The following is a 24,810-nucleotide window of genomic DNA, read 5'->3' on the forward strand; positions in this document are numbered from 1 at the left end:
TGGGGTTAACGCTATGTCTCTTCTCTCTCTTCCGGTTGCCACACTCGGAACGCCACGCATCGGTCCAAGGCGAGAGCTCAAGGTTGCGCTCGAAAGTTACTGGGCCGGAAAAATCGCCGAACAGCAGTTGCTCGAGGATGCAGCTGGCCTACGTGCCGCAAATTGGGCTCGCCAGAGGTCTCTCGGTGTCACCGTGATCCCGTCGAACGATTTCTCACTGTACGACCAGGTGCTCGACACCAGTGTCATGGTTGGTGCCATCCCAGAAGCCTACGAGCCGAATGCCGGATCCATTTCGCTCAAGACATACTTCGCCATGGCACGCGGGGCACAATGCGACGGTCAGGATGGGAGTTGCGGTCACCCGTCGCGTGGATATGGCGCACCCGCGCAGGAGATGACCAAATGGTTCGACACCAACTACCATTACATGGTCCCGGAATTTCACCCGGGGCAGACTTTCAGACTATCCTCTCGCAAACCAATCGAGGAGTACGAGGAAGCCAAGGCCCTTGGCTTTCAGACGCGCCCTGTCCTGATCGGGCCGGTTACACTCTTGAAGCTTGGCAAGAGTGCCGATCCTGCGTTCCAGCCACTGTCACTGCTAGATGACCTGATACCGGTCTATATTGAGCTTTTGAAGGAATTGGCCAAACGCGGGGCAAATTGGGGTCAATTCGACGAACCTTGCCTAGTCCTTGATCTGGATGAGAGTTCGCGAAAATCCTTGGTACATGCTTATGGCCGGCTCGCAGGAAGGGCCGGCCATCAAGATCATGGTTGCAAGCTATTTCGGTGGCCTCTGCGACAATCTGGACGCTGCCCTGCGCCTGCCTGTTGCCGGGCTGCACGTCGATCTGGTTCGCGCGCCAGAGTTATTGAGCCAGATCATTGCGAGTGGCGAGTGACCTCGTCATGTCGCTCGGCGTCATAGACGGTCGGAATTTTTGGCGATCGAATTTGTCGGCGCTCCGCCAGCGACTGGCCTCCGCGATTGCGAAGCTTGGTAAGGACCGCGTACAGATCGCCCCATCCTGCTCGCTGCTTCATGTGCCGGTCGATGTTGAACTCGAGACCGGCTCGCCTCCGACGTCAAGAGCTGGCTTGCTTTCTCGGTTCAGAAGATGCGTGAGCTTGCGACCTTGGCGCGGGCACTCGCAGGCGACCAGAATGTTGCGAAAGCTCTTGTGGAATCGGAGTGTGCCGCAGCCGTCCGCGGGACGTCGCCGAAGATCCGAGATGCCAATGTCGTTGTCCGGCTGAGTGCGATCAACCAGGCCATGCGCCGGCGGGCCAGCCCATTTGCCAGTCGGGCCGAGATCCAACGCAAGCGCTTCGGGCTTCCAGCGTTCTCGACCACGACGATCGGATCGTTTCCTCAGACCTCAGAGGTCCGTAATACCCGGGCGGCGCATGCGCGAGGCGCGATGAGCGACGAGCAATACGACAAGTTCCTCAAGGAAGAGACGGCGCGCGCCGTACGTTGGCAGGAAGACATCGGTCTGGACGTGCTCGTCCATGGCGAGTTTGAGCGCAATGACATGGTGCAGTACTTCGGCGAGCAACTCTCCGGCCTCGCATTTACCAAAAACGGTTGGGTGCAATCCTATGGCTCGCGCTGTGTCCGGCCGCCGATCCTGTTTGGAGATGTCTCGCGGCCGAAGCCGATCACGGTGGACTGGTGGCGCTATGCGCAGTCACTAACCAAAAGGCCGATGAAGGCGATGTTGACCGGACCAGTAACGATCTTGAACTGGTCGTTTGTTCGCGGGGATATTCCCCGAAGCGAAGTCTGCCGTCAGATTGCGCTCGCAATTCGAGATGAAGTCGGAGATCTCGAGAATGCGGGTGCTTCCATAATCCAGATCGATGAGGCTGCACTACGCGAAGGCTTGCCATTGCGTAGTGCGCAGTGGACTCGTTTACCTCGAGTGGGCTGGAGATTGCTTCCGCATCTGCTCATCGGGCGTCGCCGAACAAACTCAGATTCATACCCACGTGTGTTACTCAGAATTCAACGACGTCATCCATGCGATTGCTGCAATGGACGCAGATGTCATCTCGATTGAGACTTCGCGATCGAAGATGGAACTGCTCGACGCGTTCAGGAACTACAACTATCCGAACCAAATTGGGCCAGGCGTGTACGACATTCATTCCCCACGCGTTCCCGAGACCGGCGAGATGAAGGAGCTCATGGCCTTGGCTCTGAAGCGGCTGCAGCGGTCGCAGCTCTGGGTCAATCCGGATTGTGGCTTGAAGACACGCAAATGGGAGGAGGTTCGCCCGGCACTTGTCAACATGGTCGCTGCGGCCCGCGAACTGCGCGCTGCATCCGCTCCAATAGGCCATTGATCCTTGGTCAGGTCTTTCGTCGAGCTGATCGGCTTAAGGAGATCTCGATAGTCCCGGGAGAGCCTTGGTGAATACAAAAGGCCCGGCCGCGTTTAGCGGCCGGGCGGAAGTCGAGTCTGGGAGGAGCGACGCTGCTAGGCATCGCGGCCACTTCCATCGGCAGAGGGAGCACGGCCGACGGCTCGATCTCGGCGAGGACATTCGCCGAAAATCTAAGTCCCAGTTAAGGCACAGGATGATCGTAACTCAATTATGCCCTGGTATGCGCCCAATATAGCCAAGGATTAGAAGACTACACCAAGGTTGTTGCTGATGAGGACTGTCTCAACGACTCGCTGAGTCGAGCATGGGTGGGCGATGATGTGGAGCGATCGCCATGGAAGGCAACGAGCCGCAAAACGTGGTGCGCTCTCCTGCCCGCAAACAATACGCTCAATCACCGAGACATATCAAAATCGCGCTCGCAAGGACCTCATCATCACCAATGAAATGAGCAGCTTGAGTTAGGCCAGATTCGGTCGGTCGTTGGTCAAACCGTTGTCGCCCGATTGGAATCCTCGGTTCCAACGAGTGTTTGAAATCTACGTACGGCTCGACGTAGTGGGTGTGACGACGCTTGTAGATAGCTCGGGACCGGATGCCAAATCGGCGTGCTATCAGCCCTGCGATACTCCTAACCAGAAGCCGATTTGGTGATGTTGATCTCCGATCGGAACCGGATCGGGTTGGCTTCGGTTCAAACCGCCCGACTGTGCGTAGCCCTCGACCCAGGGAGGTGCGCGTCGAACGAAGATGCGACGCTCCGGACGAGAAACTCTGCGCCATCGACCACGGAAAGTCGACCGTCGTCCAGTACGGCAACTCCATCTGCGATCAGGTTGGCGAGTCGAGAACGATCGACGACGGCCAGGCTCGGATCCTTGCCGTAACGACGGCATGTCTCGCAAAGATCGACTGCCATGCCGCACATGAGTCGCTCGATGATTTCGGCGCGGAAGCGATCGTCGTCGGCCAGCAAATAGCCCTTCATGGTGGCCAGCCGTTCCTCGGCGATGCGAGCAAGGTAGTCCTTTATCGACACAGCGTTCGCGACGAACCCTTGTTGCATCTGGCCAATGGCGCTGGCGCCGAGTCCAAGGAGGGTGTCCGCCGAATCATCCGTATAACCTTGAAAGTTGCGCCTCAACCTGCCTTCCTGCCGTGCCAGGGCGAGATTGTCGTCCGGCAGGGCGAAGTGATCGATGCCGATGCGTACATATCCAGCGTCGACCAAAGCTTGCGCGATCGTTTCCGATTGGAGGTGTCGCTCGACGCTGTCGGGCAGAGTGGATCCATCGATCTTGCGTTGATGCTTCTTAAAGAAAGGAACGTGCGCGTAGCCAAACACCGAGAACCGATCCGGATGCAGTGCGAGGCATTTGGAGAGAGTGTCGAGGCAGGAAACGACGGTCTGCTGGGGCAGCCCATAGAGCAGGTCGAAATTAATCCGGCCGATGCCGGCGCGGTGTAGAAGATCGACCGATACTGCGGTCTGTTCGAAGCTCTGCAGACGGCCAATGGCCCGTTGAACAACCGGATCGAGGCTTTGGACACCTAGGCTCGCCCTGTTGACCCCGCAATAGCCTAGCGCCTCGGCCATCGGCTCGGTCAATATGCGTGGATCGATCTCTACGGCGATCTCGGCATCAGGCAAAATTGCGAACGAATAGCGCAACGAGGCGACCAGATCAGCAAACGTTTCAGGTGTCATGATCGTCGGCGTGCCGCCGCCGAAGTGGACATGGGAGACCGGTTGTCGTCGACCGATGGTTTCTCCAATGAGGTAGGCTTCAGTTCGCAGTGCGGTTGCATAGGTCGCGAGCGGCTCCTGGCGTTTCATGACAGATGTGTGGCAGCCGCAGTACCAGCACATGCTTTGGCAAAATGGCACGTGCACGTAAATCGAGGCGGACTGCTGGCCGCCTAACGACTTGAGCCACGCTTGATAGTCGGATTCGCTAACTGACGCCGAGAAATGGGGAGCCGTCGGATAGCTGGTGTAGCGTGGCAGGGAGTGCTGCCCGTAGGATTTTGCCAAGTCGGGTCGCATTCTTCTTCTCTGGGTCCAAATCGCAGATACGCCGGATAGGTTTTTGCGCTGCGTCAGTTTAATGGTGGCTGATGGCAGTGGCGAGTCTGAAGCCAAATTGGTAGGGCATGCCCACGGCGTATATCGTCCCTGGATCGCGATGAGCGCTGATGCCGCAGCATTGGGCGGCATGCAAGCCAGTTCTCGTTTTGATCCAATTGCATGAGCGAAGGGAGAAAGTATTCCTCTCCCGAAGGATACTAGCCGTCCCTCGTGAGGCCATGTAGCGGGCTGCCGGCCATTCCGGAGGAAAGAGCGACCGAACTCCGTTCGGCTTCAGCTTCTTGCTCCAATTCTAGGATATGCGCTCTTAGCGCATCGGAGGTCGCCCTTGCTGCTTCGCTGAATAGGGGATCACCATGATCGGTGAGTGCAGAAGCGATGTCGGACCAATCCTGAGGGGATAGAGCCAGAACGGCGGCGGGAAATAAATCTCGTTCTTCCAACATCATGTGGTGCCGCTCGCGTACGATAAAGTCGCGTACGGTATTGCCGACGTCTTGCCGAACGAGTTCACGATCCGCGAGGACCCATCAATAGCTTGAACGGCGTGGTGCAGACGGTCGACGACTTCCTGGTGTTCATGTGCGAGATTGCCGACGATCGCATCTGGATCGCGAGTCTCGAGCTTTGAGAAAATCAAGTCTTCTTGAGGATGATGGTACATCGCCGGGTAAACCTCGAAGTAGCTGAGGATCGCGCGAATGACCTCATAGTCCGGACGGGTCCCATGCTCGAAAACCTCCAATTCGCGTTGGAGGAAAGTCAGAAGAAGATCAATATTGCGATGCTCTCGAAGCAACAGATCGATGGTCATTGTAGGCTCCATGGAGGAACAAGGTAGCAGGTCGCTCGAGCTAAGGGTCAGTGTCCTTCACGGCGCCGCAATTGTTCGCGCTGTTCTTGCAGAATTCGCATTTTCGCCGCGGCTTGCGACTTAACCCAAGTTCTGCGCATAGCGGCTGGATGATCTGCCGTCACGCAACTCGACTCGGCGTGAGGTCGGTAGGGCAATAACGCCATTCTGCTCAAGTTGGGTAAAGGCGTACGACACCGTCTCGATGGTCAACCAAGGTAATCGGCAACATCCTGCCGTGACATGGGAAGTTCGATCGCAGCGTTCTTGGTAGCGCGGCGAGACATATCGAGCAGAAAGGCCATCACCCGATCTTCTGCGCTGCCGATCAGGAGCATTGAATGTTGCTTGAAAGAGGCAGAGCAGCGCCATACCGTCCCACAGCTGTCGCGTGAGCTCCCTCTCGTGACTGGCGCGAACAATGACGGCGGAGCGCTTCACCATGAGCAGATGCGTCTCACAGATCGCCTCGGCCGAAGAGATATGGCTTTCTCTGGCCTCGAAGCCGAAGATGTCACCGGGCAGATAAAATGCGCCAATCTGACGGCGTCCGTCCTCCAGAATCTTGTAGGTTCGCACAGCACCTGACACCACCTGATACAGGTATTCAGCTGCCTCATCCTCGCCGTAGATCTCGCTGTTGCGAGTGAACCGCATCGGTGCCGCAATCATACCAAACGGACCACAACCATGCGGCTGCCTGCGCAAGACGCTAGTCGGATGTCGGCTGATCTCGTGAGAAGGTGCGGCCAGGCGGAAGCGCAATGCCTTAGAATGTGGCAGGTCGATATCGATCGAGCTGCTGGAGGAGCTGCTCACGGACAGTCTTGCCACCAAAATCACCGGAGAGCGGCCAGGCCAGCCGTTGAGCCGGATCAATATGTCACCCGAGCCAAGTTCTCGGGCTCACGCGTGCGCGCGTATCCGATCATACCAAGCTCGTCGTCCAGGTGGACCTGGCGTAACTGATGAGGGGAGCCGCCAATATGCGCGTTGTCACAGCGGCGGCCGGCCGGTGGCTGGAGAAGGATTATTGGCCAGGTCATCCTAAGGCGGAGAGCCGAAATCGGCCGTGGACGAAGGTGCCGGATCCGCCCATCACCAGCAGGTCGAAGCTTTGGTGCGCCGCGAGCGACAGGAGGGTGCACCCCGCTGACCGGGATGCCGGGAGTGAAACGACCTTTTGCAGCAAGGCCGACTTTGTATTGCCCCAAATGCTCCGTACAATTTTCCGCCGGAAGCCTGTTGGAGCGGCGATCGCGACAACGTGACAAAGCGCGTTTGGCTGACGCGCTGGGCGCTGCAGGCGTGCGATCGATCAGGCAGGTCGTGTATACAGCTGCGCTGCCGGGTTCGAGTTTGAATTTATGCTGTTCAAGGAGAACGCAGACACGATAGAAGAGAAGCCCTTTGACAAATGGGTTCCGTTAACGCGTGGTCCATTCGGTTACTCGATTGCGCGCTCTGTCGCACACCAGGAGCTGTTCGGTGAGATCTTGGTGCTTTGTGACAAGGCCAGAATACCTCTTATCGCGCTGCACTTTGAAACGGGGCCTGGCGTCATTGAAGCGTCACTTCATTATTGTGTTGCTGGAGGCCGCGGATCGAGCATCGCATTCAAATCGATGATAAAGGCGTGGGCGCAAACGCGGGGCATGATGGCCACTTTCATGGCCAAGGTTTCTGAGAAATGGCCCGGCCGGTCCGGACATATTCACATCTCAGTTGCGTCCGACGGTGACAATGCGTTCCACGACCGCGACAGGTTCCGCAGTATCTCAAAACAGATGAGTCAATTCATTGGCAGACAGCTGAAATACATGAGTGTTTTCTGTGTGCTCGCCGCACCGAACTTCAATAGCTACAAGCGGTTGGTGCCCGGCTGCTGGGCTCCAGCCTGTCCAATAGGCGCGGACATGAACCCATATCTCGCGCTCTCGTGCGCGATCGGTTCAGGCATTCTCGGAATCGAAGAAGATGCTGCATTGCGGGCTTCGATCGTCGGTGATGCAAGCGAGAAAACCTGCCATACTTCCGCTAGACTTCCGCAAAGCACCTAGCGTAAGCTCCATGCTGCTCCAATGGTTCGTGATGTCGGCTTGACCTCGGATCCTTGTCAGGATGCACAGCGCCTTGCAAGCCCGCGGGCCCGAGCGTATCGGCGATCGGCATCACCAACCGCACGTTTCCGGCTGTTCGATCGGCCATTCTGTTCCAGTTCGTCAGCTCCTCGAAAGCGAACCTTCTTACCCTTCGAACCTCGGCTCAAGAGGTCGATGCTGCCTATAACCGAACGTCGCGAATCTGGGATGTCCGCTCCGCAAATAGGCTACCGGCGAGAGCTTTATGGTCTTCAGTTGGATAAGCGGTGCTGGCTCGCCAGGAATTCCAACGGAGTACGCCGGCAGAGAGGGGGACAAAACTCTATTCAAGCAGGCCGTGAGCGCCACCAGAACAAACCATGCGGAGATGAAAGCGAAGATTGAGCTGACGCGCGCAAGCGGGCCAGCTGCAAAGGTCGCCGGCACAACACGTGCGTCATCGACGCAATGGTGTAAGTCGGGTCATCATCTGCTCCAACTGTACCGGCAAAGGCTCCGATTTGGAGCTCGAGCGATCCATACGGCAACTTTTCACGGTGACTACTCTGGGAACAACGACGTATGGGGCGCGTGCGCTGGACCTCAGACGATTTCAGCGGGAGCAGTCAACCAGTGGGACTCAGCGGGAATAGCTCCGTTCAGCCAGGCTCGCTCGATTGTCCAGCTTGGAGCATGATGGGCGGTATCGAGGGCGGCTGCTTGGTGATCTTGAGCCGCGTTATGCTGCGCCTGCCGTCGACGCTTACGGGCACGTCGCCATCGATCGTGGCCCGGCGCATGACGCGATGCTGATCGCCATAATCGTTGACCGCGTAGTGCAACGTTGCGCAGTTGTCCCATATCGCGACGTCGCCCTCCGTCCAGTTCCAACGCACGGTGTTCTCGGCTGCAGTGATATGATATTGGAATAAGTCGAACAGTTTCTGACCGTCATATTTGGGAATGTCGACAAAACGCTGTACCAACGCGCCGAGCAATAGCGTGCGTTCACTGGTCTCGGGGTGGACGCGGACGAGAGGATGCTCGGTCTCAAAGATGGTTCTGGTGAAGACATCGTCAAAATGCTTCTTGTCGACTTCGCGGACACGGGCCATTCCGGCGTAATCGAAGAGGTTGCTGTGAACGGCCCAGAGGCCGTCGGCAAGCCGTTGTAGCGGAGGCGGCAGATCGAGATACGCGGCTGCTGTATTCGACCACAGCGTATCGCCGCCGAACGATGGGATTACAACGGCTCGTAGAACCAGAATCTTCGGATATGCGTCGGCAAAGGTCCCATCTGCGTGCCATATGTCAGCGCGACCTCCGCCGCGGGTGGAGTCGAGCTCAAGGAGCGACGCAGTTCCGTTGGCAGCACCGAGCATCGGGTGCGGTACCAGCTTTCCGAACCGAGCTGCAAAGCGCTCCTGCCCAGCATCATCAAGATGGCTCTGGTTACGGAAGAAGATCACCTTGTGCTCGAGTAACAGACCACTGATCGCAGCGATGATCTGGGTCGGCAAATCGCCCGTGAGCCTCAGATCTTTGATTTCGGCGCCGATGCGCGCTGCCCGTTTCACAACGTTGCCGCGCGGAATGACATCATCGATCAAAGGTGTTGCACTCATCGTGACATATCTCCCACGTCTGGTCGTCGCTTCCTCGTCCCAGCCAGTGAATGATCCACAGCAAGCATTGTGCCAGGCGAAGGGACCGCGCCCCAGGCGGCCATGTACGACACGGACACTAAAGGATTGGAATATTTGGCGCGAGCCGGCCAGGGACTGAGCTCAGGCGCAACTATGCCGCTTCTAATCGTGGCTCTAGCCGGGCAAGGCGCGGCCGTTGAGCAACTTCGGATGCTCCAAGGCGTGGATCTGAGCGCTTCTCGTCCACGCATAGCGCCTTCGCTGGCGGGGCGACGTAAAGGCCGACTACATCGGCGGCTTTGGCCGCAACGTTCGGGTCATTGCTCTCCCACCAGACTGGCGAGCCGCGAGGTCAATCTTGTGGTTGTGCAGGGGCCGCCAGACATATTGGACATCAACATCGCCCGGCGCCTCGGCCAGCAGAGGGCGGGTGGTCCAGCGCGCAAACCCTTGCGCGGGGCGCCTTATCCAGCAGCTTGAGAATCCGCTTGTCGGTCGTCTTCGTATAGATCGCAGCTTGCCGGGCCGCGGCTTGTCTTGCAGCCCTTCAAGACGTTGCTCAGCATAGCGATGCCGCCAAAGGCTGACAATCCGCGGCTAGACCCCAACTTCCTTGGCGATCGACCGGGGGCCGCGTCCGGCCGCCGCCAACAGAAGTATCCGCGCTCGCTTCAAATCACGCTGCAATGTCACCGGTGAGGGGCAACAGGTTTCAGGCACTTGCGATCTTTCCTCGAAAAGCGCACTTCTCTTGCTTCGGGTATTATCTCGCTTGAATCACGACTCTCGTTCCACGAAAAGTGGGTGCTAGGGTGAGCAGGGGTTGATCGAGGCGGGTGTGGAGAGCCTTTCGTTCGAGCAGCACAAGAAAGCCTGTTCAATCGAGATCGCGCAGAGTCATCGAAGGGGAATACACCTCAGTTGATAAGCGGTCCAATCGACATGTGAAAGCGGCAGTCGTGACGCCGTCACGGCGACTTCAACGCCTCGTCGATCCAGTTCCGCGGCATCCTTGTAAGCAGATCAACGTCCCCGGGTGTGCCAAGATACTGTGCTCCAACGGTTTCACGGCCGATTGGCCCGGCCGGCTTTGCCGGAGCTTGCGCTCGCCACGCCGGGCCGCGGCAGAAACGGTTGTCAAGAGTCCAAGCCGCGCCGAGCGTCGAAGCTTCTATGGGTGTACCGCGCAAGGCGGAAGCGCGCTGTTTGGAGCTTGGAGGGCTGCGAGAAGAAGGGAGGCGGGCCGTTGTCCAAGACGCTGCAAATCTGCTACTGGCGGGGCGAAGAGCGGCATGATGAGGGCGCGCTGCGCGGTTTACGGAATGTGGAGCGCGTCATGGTCGAGTAGGTTGCAGCTTGGAACAGCAGCGGCGACACGAAGCACGCCGGGTGGAGAATTGTGGACACACGATGCGAGGTTGGCAAAGTTGGCTGGGATTGAAAAAGAGACGCCGAGAGTAGCGTGACACCATGGTCTGGCCTTATTTGAGGCGGAAGTCGCCGGTCAAAAGTGCAGGTGCTATATTGGGAAAGGCGGAATATGTCGAATGAGCGGAAAAGCATTGTCTGCGCAGGACAGATCTTGGTTGATGGCAGTCCAATGCGCTGCAAGGTCCGCCACCTCACGGCATCCTCCGCAATCGTTCAGACGCCTGACGCGCGTTTCATGCCCGCAACCTTTGGGCTGCGCGTTCTAAGCGCGGACGTCGATACGATATGCCAGGTAGTTTGGCGTGATGCGCGCCGACTTGGCGTGACATTTTTGAGTTAGTCGACAACAGTTGCCCAGACGCATCACCGTCCTGAACTCGGACCCTATTGAGTTGTAGGTTTGCAGGACACTTCGACTTGATTTCGGCCGGTGCCGCCGCATGAGGCGCATCGAATCGCTCCTGAAGAGCAAGCGTCAACCACGGAGTGAAAGACCTGAAGACAATTTGAGCTGGACGTGCGGAGCCTTCATCGACCACGCGTCGACGGTCACTCTCCTGCGTAACTGTGAGTACTACAGATATCCGCGAGCAGCGCACCGCTACCGAGCCGATGCCAGTTATGATCTCTCGCTCGGGCAGATGGCCGTGGCGCACCAGCCGTTGGCGGCCATCATCGGTAACCTGCGGCGTGCCTGCCGAGCCAAGCCGCCACTTCGGCCTCCACGGCCTCCATCAGCAGCGCTCGCGCGCCGTTGCGAAAAACCTCGGTAAGCGGGTCCGCGAAACTTCCTGGCTGGGAAAATTGAAAACCGTTAGTGTCGGTCACGGCGTATCTTCCTTCGATAGAAACTGGAGGCTTCGAACACCACCACGATACGCCGCCTTACCTCTTCATGCTGTCACCAACTTTCGCCCATAGCCCATCCGGTCGATCCACTTGGATGACCTTATCGAATCATCGATTCAGCAATTGTCCAGAAACCTGTTCAGCCTCTTCAACGCCTCCGGGATGCGACCTGTCAATAGGTTCCGTCGTATTTGTTTCTGCTGGCGGAGACGCAGGACTTTCGGAAAGGAGTGCGCCTTTTGGAGGTCAAGGACTTCATTCCAACAAAGGTGTACCTACAAGTTCGTTCTTCGAATTCTTTGTTGATTTCTAATGCCTCTGACAGGCTCACGCCTGTCGATGCCAGGACCAGAAAACGGAGCTGATTCTCTTCGGCCAGCTCGGCGTGGCAAAGCTTCATGTCGGCTTCCAAGAGGGGAAGTCTCACAGTTCTAGGCCACGCTCTGCGAGCAGCCGGTGCATGACCTCGCCTTTTATCTCGGCTGCGATTTGGTTTCGGACTTGGGCTCCGAGCACCCGCTCGGCATCGACGTCGCCTACCAGACCATGTTCGGCCAGTCGCTGATCCAGACGGCTTTGAAACTCTTCGCCCATGGCTTCGACAAGCCGGTCCTGCATCGCTGCATGTTCGTCCGGTGCGATGCGCCTCAGCACCGTCTCCCAAGGTTGCCAGCGGGTGGCCATATAGTCGGTGAATTGGTTCGCTTCCCGCTCCCGGACCAGGTCCAGCGCCTCCGTCGCATCATCCTCGCTTACGCGAGAGACCGCCAGGAAGCGCATGTCAGGGGCGACGTGACTGAGCTCCAGCGGCTCGCGCAGCCGATGTTGATAGGCCAAGTAGACTTCCACGTCGTCTATGTCTGGGTCGAGGCTGAGGAGCGAGTTGACCCTGTCGCGCGCGATCTCGTCAAGCGCCTCCAAGCGGAACGCAACACGGCCGCGCTGGATCAGTTCGCCAAGACGATCGTCATAGACGCCGCGCCTCGACATCAGCGTTGAGGCGCGCGGTCTGCATACCGTTCCAGTGCAAGGTAACTCGATCCTCGCAGCTCGCGTTGGCCTCGGAAGCCTGTGTAAAAAACTGCTCGCGCAATCTCGGATTGGCCGCCGCCTGCCGCAGATCATCAGCCACTCTCTGCCGAAACTCGTGATTGCCATAGTTAACGGTTGCATGTTTCGCGGGATCGTGAGCACGGATTTCAGGGGATCGTGAGCAGAGATTTCAGACGATCGTGAGCACGGATTTCGCGGGATCGTGAGCAGCTTTTCAGCAACTCAGCCCGCTTCGGCCGACAACTCAACCGGCTTAGGAACTGCCTCGTCAGTGAACGAGGAAGGCCGATGCCCACCCAGAGATTGTCGATGCGCCGGATCAAAGAGGTTCTCCGCTTAAAACATGTTCAAGGCTTGCCGGAGCGAGCCATCGCGCGCACCTTGGGCATCAGCAACGGCGCCGTGCACAGCTATCTACGCCGAGCCGGGGCTGCCGGGCTGAAGTGGCCGTTGCCGGCCGGAATGAGCGACGAGGACCTGGAGCTGCTGCTTTTCCCGGCGCCGAGGCCTGCGTCGCAGAGCCCCCAGCGGGCCGTTCCCGACTGGGGCTATGTCGACAAGGAGCTGCGCCGACGCAACGTGACCCGTCGGCTGCTGTGGGACGAGTATCGCGCCACCCATCCCGATGGCTTCGGCTACACCTGGTTCTGCACGACGTACGAGGCCTGGAAGGGGCGAGCCCGGCCTTCGATGCGGCAGACGCATCTGGGCGGCGAGAAGGTTTTCGTGGATTTCGCCGGCGACACCATCGACGTCATCGATCCCTCAAACGGGGAAGTGCAGTCGATGAAGCTGTTCGTCGCGGCGATGGGCGCCTCCAACTATACCTATGCCGAGGCCTGTCCAAGCGAGGGGCTCGCCGACTGGATCCGGGTCCACATCAATCTTTTCGCCTTCCTCGGCGGCGTGCCGACATTCGTAGTCTGCGACAATCTCAAGGCCGCCGTCACCAATCCCGACCGCCACGATCCCGGCCTCAACCGAACCTATGCCGAGATGGCGAGCCATTACGGCACGGCCATTCTCGCAGCCCGGCCGCGGCGCCCAAAAGATAAGGCAAAGGTCGAAGTTGCGGTGCAAGTCGCCCAGCGATGGATTCTGGCGCGGCTGCGCAACCAACGCTTCTTTTCGTTGGCGGAGCTGAACGCAGCCATCAAAACACTCGTCGTCGAACTCAATGCAAGGCAGATGCGCGACTTTGGCGCCAGTCGCGCCGAACTGTTCGCCGAGCTCGACAAGCCCAAGCTTACAAAGCTGCCGGACCAGGCTTACGCTTTCGCACGCTGGAAGCGATGCCGGATCGGCCCCGACTATCATATCGAGATCGATGGACACTGGTATTCCGCGCCGTATCGGCTCATCCGTGAGCTTGTCGACGCACGCATCGATGACAGAACGGTCGAGATCTTCCACAACGGCCGCAGGATCGCCAGCCACGCCCGCGCGCCCAACCGGCGGGGCCACACCACCATCGCCGACCATATGCCCAGCGCCCATCGGCGCTACGGTCAATGGACGCCCGCCGGAGTGATCGTCGCCGGCGAGCGGATCGGTCCGTCGACCGCCGCCTTCTTCCAGGCCGTGATCGCGGCCCGGCCGCATCCCGAGCAAGGCTTTCGCACCTGCCTCGGCATTCTGTCACTGGTCAAAAGCTACAGCGCGGAGCGCGTCGAAGCGGCCTGCCGGCGCGGCATTCTGATCAAGGCGCGATCCGTCGCCTCGATCCGCTCCATCCTCCAGAACGGTCTGGATCGTACCTTTCTCGACGAGCCCTCCGAACACCAACCCCTGCGCCACGGCAACATCCGCGGCCGCGATTATTTTCACTGAAGCCAAGGAGACCTGTATGCTCAACCATCCCACCCACGAACGCCTGATCGAGCTCGGCTTGAGCGGCATGGCCAAGGCCTTCGAGGAGCAGCGACGATCGCCTGATCTCGAAGCCTTGCCGTTCGAAGATCGCATCGGCCTGCTGGTCGACCGGGAAGCGGCGGAACGCGACACCAGGCGGCTCACCACGCGCCTCAAGCTGGCCTCGCTCCGCCAGAATGCCTGCGTGGAGGACGTCGATTTGCGCACGCCGCGGGGTATCGACCGGGCCGTCTTCGCCAAGCTCGCCAGCGGCGACTGGATCGATCGCCACGAGAATTTGCTCATAACCGGGGCGACCGGATTGGGCAAAAGTTGGTTAGCCTGTGCCCTCGGCCACAAGGCCTGCCGAGATAATCGCTCGGTCCTCTATCACCGCGTCCCAAGATTGTTCGAAGCGTTGGGGCTCGCGCGGGGCGATGGACGTTATGCCCGCTTGCTCAAAACCCTTGGCCGCGCCCAGGTTCTGATTTTGGATGATTGGGGATTGTCGGTGCTCACCGCTGCCGAGCGGCGCGATCTACTGGAAATCCTTGACGATCGCCATGGCCGCTCCTCCACCATCGTAACCAGCCAACTCCCTGTGGACACATGGCACGAAGTTATCGGAGATCCCACGCTAGGCGACGCGATTCTGGATCGCCTCGTCCACAACGCTCACCGCCTCCAGCTTGCTGGCGAAAGCATGCGAAAACGCAACGCCAAAACCATCACCCTTGACGAGCAGCCAGAACGCTGACCCTATCACCGCCTCGGCCGGAGCGAGGCTGCTCACGATCGTCTGAATTCGGCGCTCATGATCGCGCGAAATCGCTGCTCACGATCACTGAAATATGCAAACTTTCTTGAGGCGACCGCGCCAGCGGATTGCACTGGCCGCGCTGACACCAAAGCGCTCAGCAGCCTGTCGACAGGACATGCCACCGTCAATCGCGGCTACCACCCTTTGGCGAAGATCAACCGAAAGCGCCCTGGCCATACATGCTGGCCTCCCTCGCCAGCATGCAGCTTGAATCTGACTCGCGCCGTTTTGGGAATCCCCACCCGATTCTTTCCGGTCGGAAAATGCTCTATCTGTTGTCCGGAATCGATTGGCGCGACCCGCAAGAAGCACAGCGTCCGACACGGGTCGGATAGCTGTTTTTGGTTTGAATCTGCGGCTTGATCTGATTCAATGGCTTCATGATATCGAAGCCGGACGATCTTCCGTCGGACCTTGTCAGCGGTCTAGCGGCGCTGCAGGCCGAGCGTGAGGCGCGGCTGCGAGCCGAAGCGGTGGCTGCCAGTGCGTTGGCGGAGCTGTCGGACAACGAGGCGCTGATTGCGCATCTTGAGCTACGAATTGAGAAGCTCAAACGCGAACTGCACGGGCAGCGATCCCAGCGCTCGGCACGGCTGCTCGAGCAGTTGGAGTTGGAGCTCGAGGAACTCATCACCACGGCGAGCGAGGACGAGCTGGCCGCACAGGCGGCGGCAGCGAAGACGCAGAACGTCCGTCCCTTCACGCGTAAGCGGCCGGTGCGCAAGCCTTGGCCCGACGATATCGAACACAAGCGCGTCGTTGTTGAAGCTCCAACGACCTGCGCCTGCTGCGGTGGATCGAGACTGGCGAAGGTCGGCGAGGAAGTGACCAAGACCCTGGAGGAGATCCCGCGCCGCTTCAAGGTCATCGAGACGGTGCGCGAGAAGTTCACCTGCCGGGATTGCGAGAAGATCAGCCAGCCGCCGGCGCCGTTCCATGCCACACCGCGTGGCTTCATCGGTCCACAATTGTTGGCGACGATCCTGTTCGACAAGTTCGGCATGCATATCCCGCTCAACCGCCAGAGCGTGCGCTTTAATGCCGAGAGGATCGATTTGCCGTTATCGACACTGGCTGACCAGATCGGCCACGGGACCTTTGCCGTCATGCCGCTCTTCCACTTGATCGAACGTCATGTGCTTGCGGCCGAGCGCCTACACGGCGACGACACCACCATCCGTATCCTGGCCAAGGGCAAATGCAAGACTGGGCGGATCTGGACATATGTGCGGGATGACCGGCCCTTCGCCGGGCCTGCACCGCCGGCTGCGGTCTATTATGCCTCGAGCGACCGACGATGCGAGCATCCCCAAAAGCATCTGGCGGTCTTCGCCGGCATCCTGAAAGCCGACTGCTACAATGGCTTCGAGCCGCTGTTCGATCCGCAGAAGAAGACACTGCCAATTACGCCGGCGTATTGCTTTGCCCATGCACGGCGAGGCTTCTTCGAGCTGGCTGACATTAAGAAAAATGCTTGGGAAGGCACGAAGGACAAACCGGTCTCCCCGATCGCACTGGAGGCGGTCAGGCGGGTGGACGCGTTGTTCGAGATCGAGCGGCCATCAACGGCTGCAGCGCCGACGAGCGACGCGCCGTGCGCCAGCAACAGAGCAAGCCGCTTCTCGACGACATGCACGCCTGGCTGCTGCGCAAGCGCGAAACCCTCTCGCGCTCGTCCGAGGTCCTGAAGCCGATCAACTACATGCGCAGGCGCTGGGAGGGCTTCGCCCGCTTCCTCGACGACGGGAGGATTTGCTTGACCAACAATTGCGCTGAACGCGCTTTGAGAGGCATCGCCTTGGGACGGCGCAACTGGACCTTCGCTGGCAGCCAGCGTGGTGCCGACCGTGCCGCCATCATGCTGACAATGATCACGACGTGTCGTCTCAATGACGTCGATCCAAAGGCCTGGCTTGCCGACGTCCTCGCCCGTATCGCTGATCTTCCTGCATCGCGGCTGCACGAACTGCTGCCCTGGGAATGGAAGCTTCTGCGCCAAGCCGGCAAATCCGACGATCAGCAAGCCGCCTGACCTTCACCCAACGCCATCACATATAGCTCGCCGTGCCCGCGCGCGCACACGGCGATCAGGCGGCCTTCGTCTTAGGCGTACCGAGGAAGTCGCCGTCCCAGTTGTCCATTTCGACGATGCGCCAACGGCCAGCAAAGGCCTTGGCGAAGCCGGGCACCTTGGCCATCAGCGGCCTCCGCGATCAGCTTGGGCAGCCGCACCAGATTGTAGGCGGCGGCAGCGGAGGTAAAGGCCCATCCGACGCGTTCATGGCCAGGGAAGCGGGTCTTCTCTTGGCCGGCGACCGTCTTGATCCAGCCGAATGCCTCCTCGATCCGCTTGCGGATGCGCTGGCTGGCGGCATAGCCCCCGTGCCGGGTCGTTCGCCCGTCGATCGCAGAGCTGCGGCCGCTGGTGTTCTGCGCAACATGCGGCGTCACGTTCATCGAGCGCAGCTCGTTGACGAAGTCTTCTGCGTCGTAGGCTTTGTCGGCGCCAAGCGTGATCGCTGTCGGCCGGTCGGCGCGCGGCTCGATCAGGTGCAGCGCGGCCACCCGTTCGGCGTGCCCGTCGGCCCGCGTCAGGCAGGCGTCGACCAGCAGGCCGTGGCGGTTCTCCATCAGCCCATGCCCGATGAAGCACAGCTTCGTTTCGTTGCCCTTTCCTTTGCGGTAAAGCCTGGCATCCCGATCGGTGGTCGAAGCATGGGTGCCGTTCGAGCGCTTCTGGCCATGGAAGTCCGCTTCGGCGTTGCGCCCGCCGCCTTGCGCCGGCGGCGCGCCAGAGCCATCCTTCGGCTTCACGCTCTTGATCGAGGCCCAGGCCTCGATCAGCGTGCCATCGACCGAGAAGTGATCGCTCGACAGCAGCTTCTTCACCTTGGGCTGCGCCAGCACCGCCGCGAGGAACTTGGCCGCGATGTCGCCTTCCGGCAACCGGTCGCGGTTTTTCGAGAGCACCGAATGGTCCCAGGCTCCGTCGTCGACGCCAATTCCGACGAACCAGCGGAACAGCAGGTCGTATTCCAGCCGTTCGATCAAAAGCCGCTCCGAACGGATCGAATAAACGCTTGCAACAGCATCGCCCGCAGCAACTTCTCCGGCGGGATCGACGGCCGCCAAATCGGCGAATAGAGCGCGGTAAACTCGCGCTCCAGCGTCGACAGCGCCTCGTTCGCGATCGTCCGGATCGCTCGCAGCGGATGGTCACGCCGCACCCGCCTCCAGATCAACGTAGCTGAACAGCTCGCCCGTTCGATTGTCGCCGCCGCGCACGCACCATCTCCGAATCTCGTCGGAGCCAATGAATCACGGTCGCTGGTCGGCGGCGAGCACCTTTTTCAACAGCCTGCTAGTCTTACTGCGTCACAAACGGTGGTCTGTGAAATGGGCGAACTTGATTGCACAACAAGGACATCTCGACAACGTTCGGACCAGCCCTTGTTCGAGTCGCCGTCGCATCGTCGTGATCGAATTTGGAATGTGACGTTGGGTCCGTAGCGGCAGAACCGCGGGGTCTGTAATCCGCGGAAACGCGAGCGAGCGGGATCGGCCGGGCGCGCCGAGCGCCCGAGGGGGGAAACGCCTCCCGCTCGGAGATCAGGAATCCGAAGGCTGCAATGCACATCGTTGCGTGATGATGAAAGCCGCGCCAGCCGCGTCCCTCGAAGTGGCCAAGCCCGACCTCCTGCTTGAGTTCCTGATAGTCGCGTTCGATGCGCCAGCGCAATTTAGCCGTCTCTACGAGAGTCCGGAATGCCACATCCTCCGGCAATGTCGAGAGCCAGTATTTGGTAGGCTGGTCCTCGCCTTTCGGCCATTCGATCAGCAACCATTCCTCCAACCGCTGGGTGGTTTGCCAATAATCACGGTGCGCGGCACGGACCCGCACGCGGGCAAAGCGCGAGCTCAGCTTTTCGTTCGTTCCTTGCCGCCACGTGATGGTGCGCCAAGCTTTGGCCGGCAGGCCGATCGCGAGCGCTTTAACGGCGGCCGGCCGACGCTGACGGTTGCGGCGCATCAGTTTCGGGGGACGGCCGCGGCCCGACCATGGCTTCGGCGGCAAGGGACCGGTGCCGGGCGCCCATACCGTTGTGCTCGACAGAAGACCCGCCACATAGGTCAATCCCAGCGCCGTGATCTCCGTGCGCAGATCGCTGTTGTTGCCATAGCCCGCGTCCATCAGCACGACACCACGCGGAAGGCCGGTCGCACAGGCCCACCGCAACTGCTCCAGCGCGATCTCCGGCTTGGTCCGGAAGCCGACTTCGGCAGGAATGCCCACCTTGCGCCGCCGATCGCAATCCTCAGTCCATTCCTTCGGAAGATAAAGGCGGTAGGCAACAGGCAGGCTGGCGTGGTGATTGGCAATCGATAATGACACCGCCACCTGGCAATTATCCTGCTTGCCGAGCTGCCCGCAATATTGCCGTGCAACTCCAACCGAATGTCGCCCCTGCTTGGGAAATCCGGTGTCATCGATGATCCAAGCTTCGATCGGGCCCTGGCGTTCGATCGCCGGCAGGACCATCTCTCGTACCTTGCCCAGCACCTTCTCATCCGACCAGGCGCCGCTGCCGACGAAATGCAGCAGCGATTGATGTTGGGCGGCCGTCCGTTCCGGAGCCGTCATCGCCGCCATTGGCTCCACGCTCTTACGACCGCCACAGGCCATGAGGCCGACGCAATAGTCGCGCAGCGGTGCCTTCCGATCAGCATGACCGATGACGCTGGCAAGCCCTTCCAAATACGTCGCAAATCGCATCTCACTGGTCTTGGTGCCACGCCCGCTCATGTAGCCTCCTCGGCTGATGGTCCATGCTTCAACCATCGCTGATTCCGGCCGGATAAAGCCTGCGGTTTTGTGACTCAGTCGTACTAGGTCGTCAGGCGCCTCGAAAGCACAAGAGACCTGATCAACGGGTCGCGAATTAGGCTTCTCGCCCGCCGTTGTCAAAACGAACTCTGCCGGCCGGCCGCGCGCAGCATCTCGTTCTGGGCGGTGGCGTAAAGCATCCGCCACGATTCCCTCAGCTCGGGGGTGAAAGAAGGGCCGAATTTGCAATCAAAGCTCCACATCAACGCCTCGCCCATTGCGACGAAGTGCGATGGCTGAACGCAAAGTCTGGCGTGCTTGTGACCTGAAAGCGTGATCAGCGATTGGAACATCGGTCTTTCGTCGAGCGAGGCGGGCAGCGCGGTGATCATATCCAGCGCCTTCATCCGCTGCTGCTCGATATCGCCGCCGAACATATCTCTTGCATCAGGAGCTAGTTCAACGAACCTGTTGTAACACAGGTCAGCGAGGTCGCGACGGACCGCCACATCGCGTCAAACGATATCCTGATAAGGTCGACCAGCTCGGGCGTCATTGGTCAGACGAGCAGGCTCGTAAAGAATGGTTTTGTGATCTCAGCGACTGACGGCTCCCTTTCGTGAGAAGTGACGACGGAGATAAATTGGTGTTTGCAGCTCCAGCAGCGCCAAAGAACCTGAACTTCGTTCGCACTGACGCGTTCATGCCATTCGCTGGTGACTAACCCAGAACCACAGCGAAGGCATTCTTTGTGATGTGGTATTGAGATTGGTGTCATGTGGAACCTCGTTTCGTATGCACAAGCGACGCTAACGGTCGAAACGCGATAGTCGTCCGTTAAGAATCCGAATTGAGCGGGATGGGACATGTGAACGTGCGCCATATCCGGATCAGGAACAGGTCCAAGAAATCTCTCAGCCAGGCGAGGATGCGGCGGAAGTTGTGGCCTACGGCGGAGAGGACGACGTTGGCGGCGTCTCCTGCGCGGCCTTTGAGGTAGCAGCGCCCGAGGTGACCTTCGGCCTTCAGGTGTCCGATGATGGGCTCGATGGCGGATCGGCGGCGCAACTCGCGCTTGATGATCCCGAAGACGCCGCGCTTCTGGCCGGAGATGAAGACGCGACGTGGATTTTGAGCGTCGTGGCCGCGATACCCCTTGTCGACATAGGCCCGCTCGATCGGACAGCCGGTGAGTGCCTCGGTGCGGTCGATGACGTCGCGCAGGGTGTGACCGTCATACGGATTATCGGGCAGCGCCCTGACGTGTAGCACGAACAGACCGCCGGGAGCTCGGCGGTTGTTGGTGACGATGGAAGCCTTGACGCCGAACTCGTACGGCGCGGAGGCCTTGCCCTTGCCGATGCACTCCACCTCCGGGGCATGGAAAGAATAAAGCTTCCAGCCGCGTTGGCGCTGCTGCTGCGAGCGGATCTGGCTGGCCCGGCCAAGCGGAAGGGCGAACGCCTCCTCCAGGGCTGGCTGGCCGTCGATCTTGCGGCGGATATCGCGGATGATCCGGCCGAGCCTTGAGCGCAGGATACGCAACTGCCGCTGATGCCGCCTGAATTGTTTGGCATGGGCGTAGCGGCCCGCCATCATCGCGGCGGCCTTGGCGATCCGAGAATAGGACTGCCGCAGCCTGACGCCGTGCCTTCTCGCCAGGCGATTGAGCCCCTTGATGGCCGCATGCAGCAGCTTGGCGTCGGTCGGAAAGGTGATGGCCTTTGGCTGCACCGTGGTATCGACCGTGACCCGCTTGAGGTCCTGGCCGCGTAACGCGCCGGCCTCGTGCGCCACCCGCAGGCTCTCGGCCAGCAGCAGTTCCAGCTTGTCGCCGAGCCGCTTGCGCCAATGGCTCAGGTCCGATCGCTCGTGCGGGAAGGCGTGCTGGAAGAACTCTTCGCCGGTGAAGTACTGGAAATACGGGTCGTGGACCCAGCGCTCGCAAATCCCCTCATCGGACAGCCCGTAAATCTGCTTGAGCAACAGCAGCCCGATCATGAAGCGGGTCTCGATCCCCGGCCGGCCGTTCTCGCTGTAGAGCGGCGCGATCTCGCCGTCGATCCAGTCCCAATCGATCTTGCCGGCCAACAGAACCAGCTCGTGCTTCAGATTGATGATCTGGTCCAGCCGCGCCCGGAACAGGTCGTTCGATCCCGTCGTCTTGTGCTTCTTCGGTCGCATCGTCCCCTCCGATGCAACACAGAATCATGGTCCGCTGCGAAAGGGAATCTGGAGGGTTCTGTGAGGTCGCGCTCACGCGAGGGTGCGGCAGGCGCTTATGACGCGACCTCATTGAAGCCGGATTGAACGAAGGCGCGGGAGGCTATTCGCGGTTTTGCAGCTATGGGGATTGTTCGAGATCGCCATGCCCGATCTGCTGGCTCGGCGCGTGAGGCAGAGACACAGGAGTGCGCATCCTGGAAGAGTTGAGATCAGACGCGCTTCGCCTGAGATCGCGATAGGCCTTTTGCTGCATCGGACGGTTGTTGTCGCGCAGTGTGACAGCACGGATTCGACATCGTCCGCGATGATCGAGACGCTGGGAGCGAAATGACGAATGATGATCGTCGTGCACGACATGACTTGGCTCACGATGTGTCGCATCGGAACGGTGATGTTCGAGGGCTGGGGCGTCTGAAGCTATGTCGAAAGCGCTCAATGATGCGCATGACGCCACCACAATCGGGACAGGCAGGAACCTCGGCCCAGGTTTGAGCCTCCGAATCCACAGGCGACGGCTGGCCATCGTTTGGGGCTGTTCGCTCATGATCGAGAAGTTCGCGGCAAAGGGCGAGCTTGGCAGCGCGATGGCGGTTGGCCATGAAGCCGAAGTGGCGGATGCGGTGGAAGCCGTCAGGCGGCGTATGAAGCAGGAAACGGCGAATGAACTCATCGGGCTTGAGATTCATGATCTTTGTCGCGCTGTTTTGGCGATAGTCCTTCCATGAGAAGGCGACATGATCGTCGTCGAGTGCGACGAGCCGGCTGTTGGCGATCGCGACGCGATGGGTGTAGCGGCCGAGATAGGCCAGGACCTGTGCGGGTCCGCCGAAGGGCCGCTTGGCGTAAACAACCCAGTTGATGCGTCGCATGGCGTCGAGGTGGGCCGCAAAGGCAGCCGGCTCGGCCAGAGCTCCGAGATCGCCGAAGAAACGCAAGGCACCGGAGTTGAAGGCTGCCGACAGACGTTTGAGAAAAAGTGTGCGAAATAGTCTGGACAACGGTTTGACGGCCAGGAAGAAGTTCGGTCGGCAAGCGGTCCAGCGCGCGCCATCGGGCGAGAGGCCGCCACCCGGAACGACGCAATGGACGTGGGGATGATGCATCAGCGTCTGTCCCCAGGTGTGGAGGACGGCGACGCCGCCGATCGCACCGCCGAGCCGGCGTGGATTGGCGGCGAGCGTCGTCATCGCCTCGGCGGCAGCCTTGAACAGGATGGCATAGACGACGGCCTTGTTCTGGAAAGCGATCGCGGCGATCGGTGCGGGAAGTGTAAAGACGACGTGGAAATAGGGAACCGGAAGCAGGTCGGCTTGACGCGCGGCGAGCCACGCGGCTCGGGCTCTCCCCTGACACTTCGGACAGTGCCGATTGCGGCAGGAATTATAGGCAACGCGTGTCGTGCCGCAGTCGTCGCAAGCCTGCATGTGGCCGCCGAGCGCCTCGGTCCGGCACGCAACGATCGCGCTCATCACGCGCCGCTCGACCCGCCCCAGATGACCGGCATGTACACGGCGATAGGCGTCGCCATGCCGGCGCAGAATATCGGCAATCTCGATGGCGGGCCTGTTGGAGCGGATGTCGGAGCGGGTCATGACCCGCATCCCGCTGCGGGTCATCCAGGTGGCGTCACCTCCAGCGACAGGCGATCGAGCGGGCTCTGCGTCGCTCGGATCGTATCGGTGGCGACCTGCGTGTAGCGCGCTGTCGACGACAAATTATTGTGCCCGAGCAAGACCTGGATGATCCGGATATCGGTTCCGTTCTCGAGAAGATGTGTCGCGAAGCTGTGGCGCAGCGTGTGCAGCGTGACGCGCTTGGTCAGGCCCGCAGCCTTCACCGCCGACCGGCAGGCGGCATGCAGCACGGTCTGATCGATCGGATGATCTTCGTCACGACCAGGGAACAGATAAAGCCGCGGCCGGGCGAGCCGCCAGTAGGTGCGCAGGATGCCCAGCAGCTGGGGCGACAGCATCACGTTGCGATCCTTCGCGCCCTTGCCGTGGCGCACCTGGATGACGCCGCGGGCGCTGTCGATGTCTTCGATCCGCAGTCCCGCAACCTCCGAGGCCCTGAGCCCGGCCGCATAGGCGGTGGTGAGCGCGGCGCGGCTCTTCAGGCTCGATACCGCTTCAAGAAACTGAACCACTTCGTCGGCGCTGAGAACGACCGGCAGCTTGCGCGGTTCTCGCGCATAGGGAATGCGCTCTGGGATGAGCGCCTCGCCGAGCGTGACGCCGTAGAAAAACCGTAGCGCACAGACGATCTGGTTCAGCGCCGGCCATGAGATGCCGGTCGAGACCAAATGCACCTGGAAGGCGCGGACGTCTTCCAGCTCTAACCGGTCAGGCGATCGGCCAAAATAGCGGCTGAACTTCGAAACCGCGCTGATGTAGGATCTTTGCGTCGCCGGCGACAGATTGCGGACGGTCATGTCTTCGATCATGCGGCGGCGAAGAGGGCTCAAATCGGCCATCTCGATACTCCTGTCTGAGGGGGTGGGCTCCAACACCCACATCCTCTCAGCCAGGAGGCGATCTATGCCACCTTGCCCCCTACGCCGCGGCAGCGGCTTCGTTCAATCCACAATCGAATTTGCAGGCTTTGGCGGTCTTTACCTCCCAATCCCTGCAATCTCAAACCGTCTCAAATCCGAAAAACAGACTCTCGCTCAATCGCTTAGAGCCTTGTT

General features: G+C 60.1%; 13 protein-coding genes and 6 pseudogenes. 5 read left to right on the forward strand and 14 right to left on the reverse strand.

Annotation, left to right across the window (positions count from 1 at the left end; all coding sequences use genetic code 11):
• Positions 1–13: 13 nt before the first annotated feature.
• Positions 14–2,355: pseudogene (gene metE / locus HAP41_RS06715) on the forward strand (5-methyltetrahydropteroyltriglutamate--homocysteine S-methyltransferase).
• A gap of 736 nt (positions 2,356–3,091) precedes the next feature.
• Here metE and hemN read toward each other — a convergent pair.
• From hemN to HAP41_RS06730, 3 genes are all read right to left on the reverse strand, one after another.
• Positions 3,092–4,444 (reverse strand): oxygen-independent coproporphyrinogen III oxidase, encoded by a 1,353-nt coding sequence (gene hemN, locus HAP41_RS06720; protein ID WP_166104083.1) that lies wholly within the window; start codon positions 4,442–4,444, stop codon positions 3,092–3,094.
• Positions 4,445–4,931: 487 nt separating this feature from the next.
• Positions 4,932–5,300, reverse strand: a complete 369-nt coding sequence (locus HAP41_RS06725) for a hemerythrin domain-containing protein (RefSeq protein WP_224580942.1) — start codon at positions 5,298–5,300, stop codon at positions 4,932–4,934.
• 120 nt (positions 5,301–5,420) lie between these two features.
• The gene (locus tag HAP41_RS06730) at positions 5,421–6,158 is read right to left on the reverse strand and encodes a cyclic nucleotide-binding domain-containing protein (RefSeq protein WP_224580941.1); all 738 of its coding nucleotides are present in this window, start codon (positions 6,156–6,158) and stop codon (positions 5,421–5,423) included.
• 548 nt (positions 6,159–6,706) lie between these two features.
• Here HAP41_RS06730 and HAP41_RS06735 point away from each other — a divergent pair.
• Positions 6,707–7,399, forward strand: coding sequence for a glutamine synthetase (locus tag HAP41_RS06735; protein ID WP_248577184.1), 693 nt, complete (start codon positions 6,707–6,709; stop codon positions 7,397–7,399).
• Between the two features lie 680 nt (positions 7,400–8,079).
• Here HAP41_RS06735 and HAP41_RS06740 read toward each other — a convergent pair.
• The 4 genes and pseudogenes from HAP41_RS06740 to HAP41_RS06755 all read right to left on the reverse strand — a co-directional run.
• Positions 8,080–9,045 carry a TauD/TfdA dioxygenase family protein gene (locus HAP41_RS06740; RefSeq protein ID WP_166104080.1) on the reverse strand — a complete coding sequence of 322 codons (966 nt, stop codon included), beginning with the start codon at positions 9,043–9,045 and terminating at the stop codon, positions 8,080–8,082.
• A 198-nt stretch (positions 9,046–9,243) separates the two neighbouring features.
• Positions 9,244–9,833: pseudogene (locus HAP41_RS06745) on the reverse strand (helix-turn-helix domain-containing protein); the annotation flags it as partial.
• 1,245 nt (positions 9,834–11,078) lie between these two features.
• Positions 11,079–11,325: pseudogene (locus HAP41_RS06750) on the reverse strand (IS256 family transposase); the annotation flags it as partial.
• A 444-nt stretch (positions 11,326–11,769) separates the two neighbouring features.
• Positions 11,770–12,514, reverse strand: a pseudogene (locus HAP41_RS06755) (NEL-type E3 ubiquitin ligase domain-containing protein); the annotation flags it as partial.
• A 173-nt stretch (positions 12,515–12,687) separates the two neighbouring features.
• Between HAP41_RS06755 and istA the strand changes: the two are divergent.
• Both istA and istB read left to right on the forward strand, forming a co-directional pair.
• Positions 12,688–14,229 carry an IS21 family transposase gene (istA, locus tag HAP41_RS06760; protein WP_166063394.1) on the forward strand — a complete coding sequence of 514 codons (1,542 nt, stop codon included), beginning with the start codon at positions 12,688–12,690 and terminating at the stop codon, positions 14,227–14,229.
• Positions 14,230–14,245: 16 nt separating this feature from the next.
• Complete coding sequence (gene istB, locus HAP41_RS06765; protein ID WP_166063422.1) at positions 14,246–15,007, forward strand: IS21-like element helper ATPase IstB; 762 nt, start codon at positions 14,246–14,248, stop codon at positions 15,005–15,007.
• Between the two features lie 111 nt (positions 15,008–15,118).
• Here the strand turns inward: istB and HAP41_RS06770 are convergent.
• Positions 15,119–15,247 (reverse strand): annotated as a pseudogene (locus tag HAP41_RS06770) (helix-turn-helix domain-containing protein); the annotation flags it as partial.
• 203 nt (positions 15,248–15,450) lie between these two features.
• On the opposite strand from HAP41_RS06770, the gene tnpC reads away from it, so the two are divergent.
• A protein-coding gene (gene tnpC / locus HAP41_RS06775) for an IS66 family transposase (RefSeq protein WP_166104076.1) occupies positions 15,451–17,102 on the forward strand; the annotation gives its coding sequence in 2 pieces (ribosomal slippage) (positions 15,451–16,630 and positions 16,630–17,102; 1,653 coding nt in all).
• Between the two features lie 167 nt (positions 17,103–17,269).
• Here tnpC and HAP41_RS06780 read toward each other — a convergent pair.
• From HAP41_RS06780 to HAP41_RS06805, 6 genes and pseudogenes are all read right to left on the reverse strand, one after another.
• Positions 17,270–18,355, reverse strand: a pseudogene (locus HAP41_RS06780) (IS5 family transposase); the annotation flags it as partial.
• 82 nt (positions 18,356–18,437) lie between these two features.
• Complete coding sequence (locus HAP41_RS06785) at positions 18,438–19,874, reverse strand: IS701 family transposase (RefSeq protein WP_166105276.1); 1,437 nt, start codon at positions 19,872–19,874, stop codon at positions 18,438–18,440.
• A 158-nt stretch (positions 19,875–20,032) separates the two neighbouring features.
• Positions 20,033–20,332 carry a globin domain-containing protein gene (locus HAP41_RS06790; protein ID WP_224580940.1) on the reverse strand — a complete coding sequence of 100 codons (300 nt, stop codon included), beginning with the start codon at positions 20,330–20,332 and terminating at the stop codon, positions 20,033–20,035.
• Positions 20,333–20,732: 400 nt separating this feature from the next.
• Positions 20,733–22,079 (reverse strand): IS5 family transposase, encoded by a 1,347-nt coding sequence (locus HAP41_RS06795; RefSeq protein ID WP_166053956.1) that lies wholly within the window; start codon positions 22,077–22,079, stop codon positions 20,733–20,735.
• Positions 22,080–22,486: 407 nt separating this feature from the next.
• Positions 22,487–23,713, reverse strand: a complete 1,227-nt coding sequence (locus HAP41_RS06800) for an IS91 family transposase (protein ID WP_166053869.1) — start codon at positions 23,711–23,713, stop codon at positions 22,487–22,489.
• Positions 23,714–23,733: 20 nt separating this feature from the next.
• Positions 23,734–24,594: a tyrosine-type recombinase/integrase gene (locus HAP41_RS06805; protein WP_029085027.1), complete on the reverse strand. Its 861-nt coding sequence runs from the start codon at positions 24,592–24,594 to the stop codon at positions 23,734–23,736.
• Positions 24,595–24,810 lie beyond the last annotated feature (216 nt).

Source organism: Bradyrhizobium barranii subsp. apii, from assembly GCF_011516635.5.
In the GTDB taxonomy this organism is placed as follows: Bacteria; Pseudomonadota; Alphaproteobacteria; order Rhizobiales; family Xanthobacteraceae; genus Bradyrhizobium; species Bradyrhizobium barranii.

Bases quoted from the DNA above. Each gene is read 5' to 3' on its own strand.
- HAP41_RS06740 (WP_166104080.1), bottom strand. From the start codon at position 9,045: ATGAGTGCAACACCTTTGATCGATGATGTCATTCCGCGCGGCAACGTT.
- hemN (WP_166104083.1), bottom strand. From the start codon at position 4,444: ATGCGACCCGACTTGGCAAAATCCTACGGGCAGCACTCCCTGCCACGC.
- HAP41_RS06725 (WP_224580942.1), bottom strand. From the start codon at position 5,300: ATGACCATCGATCTGTTGCTTCGAGAGCATCGCAATATTGATCTTCTT.
- HAP41_RS06785 (WP_166105276.1), bottom strand. From the start codon at position 19,874: ATGAGCGGGCGTGGCACCAAGACCAGTGAGATGCGATTTGCGACGTAT.
- istB (WP_166063422.1), top strand. From the start codon at position 14,246: ATGCTCAACCATCCCACCCACGAACGCCTGATCGAGCTCGGCTTGAGC.
- istA (WP_166063394.1), top strand. From the start codon at position 12,688: ATGCCCACCCAGAGATTGTCGATGCGCCGGATCAAAGAGGTTCTCCGC.
- HAP41_RS06735 (WP_248577184.1), top strand. From the start codon at position 6,707: ATGCTGTTCAAGGAGAACGCAGACACGATAGAAGAGAAGCCCTTTGAC.
- HAP41_RS06790 (WP_224580940.1), bottom strand. From the start codon at position 20,332: ATGTTCGGCGGCGATATCGAGCAGCAGCGGATGAAGGCGCTGGATATG.
- HAP41_RS06800 (WP_166053869.1), bottom strand. From the start codon at position 23,713: ATGACCCGCTCCGACATCCGCTCCAACAGGCCCGCCATCGAGATTGCC.
- HAP41_RS06795 (WP_166053956.1), bottom strand. From the start codon at position 22,079: ATGCGACCGAAGAAGCACAAGACGACGGGATCGAACGACCTGTTCCGG.
- HAP41_RS06805 (WP_029085027.1), bottom strand. From the start codon at position 24,594: ATGGCCGATTTGAGCCCTCTTCGCCGCCGCATGATCGAAGACATGACC.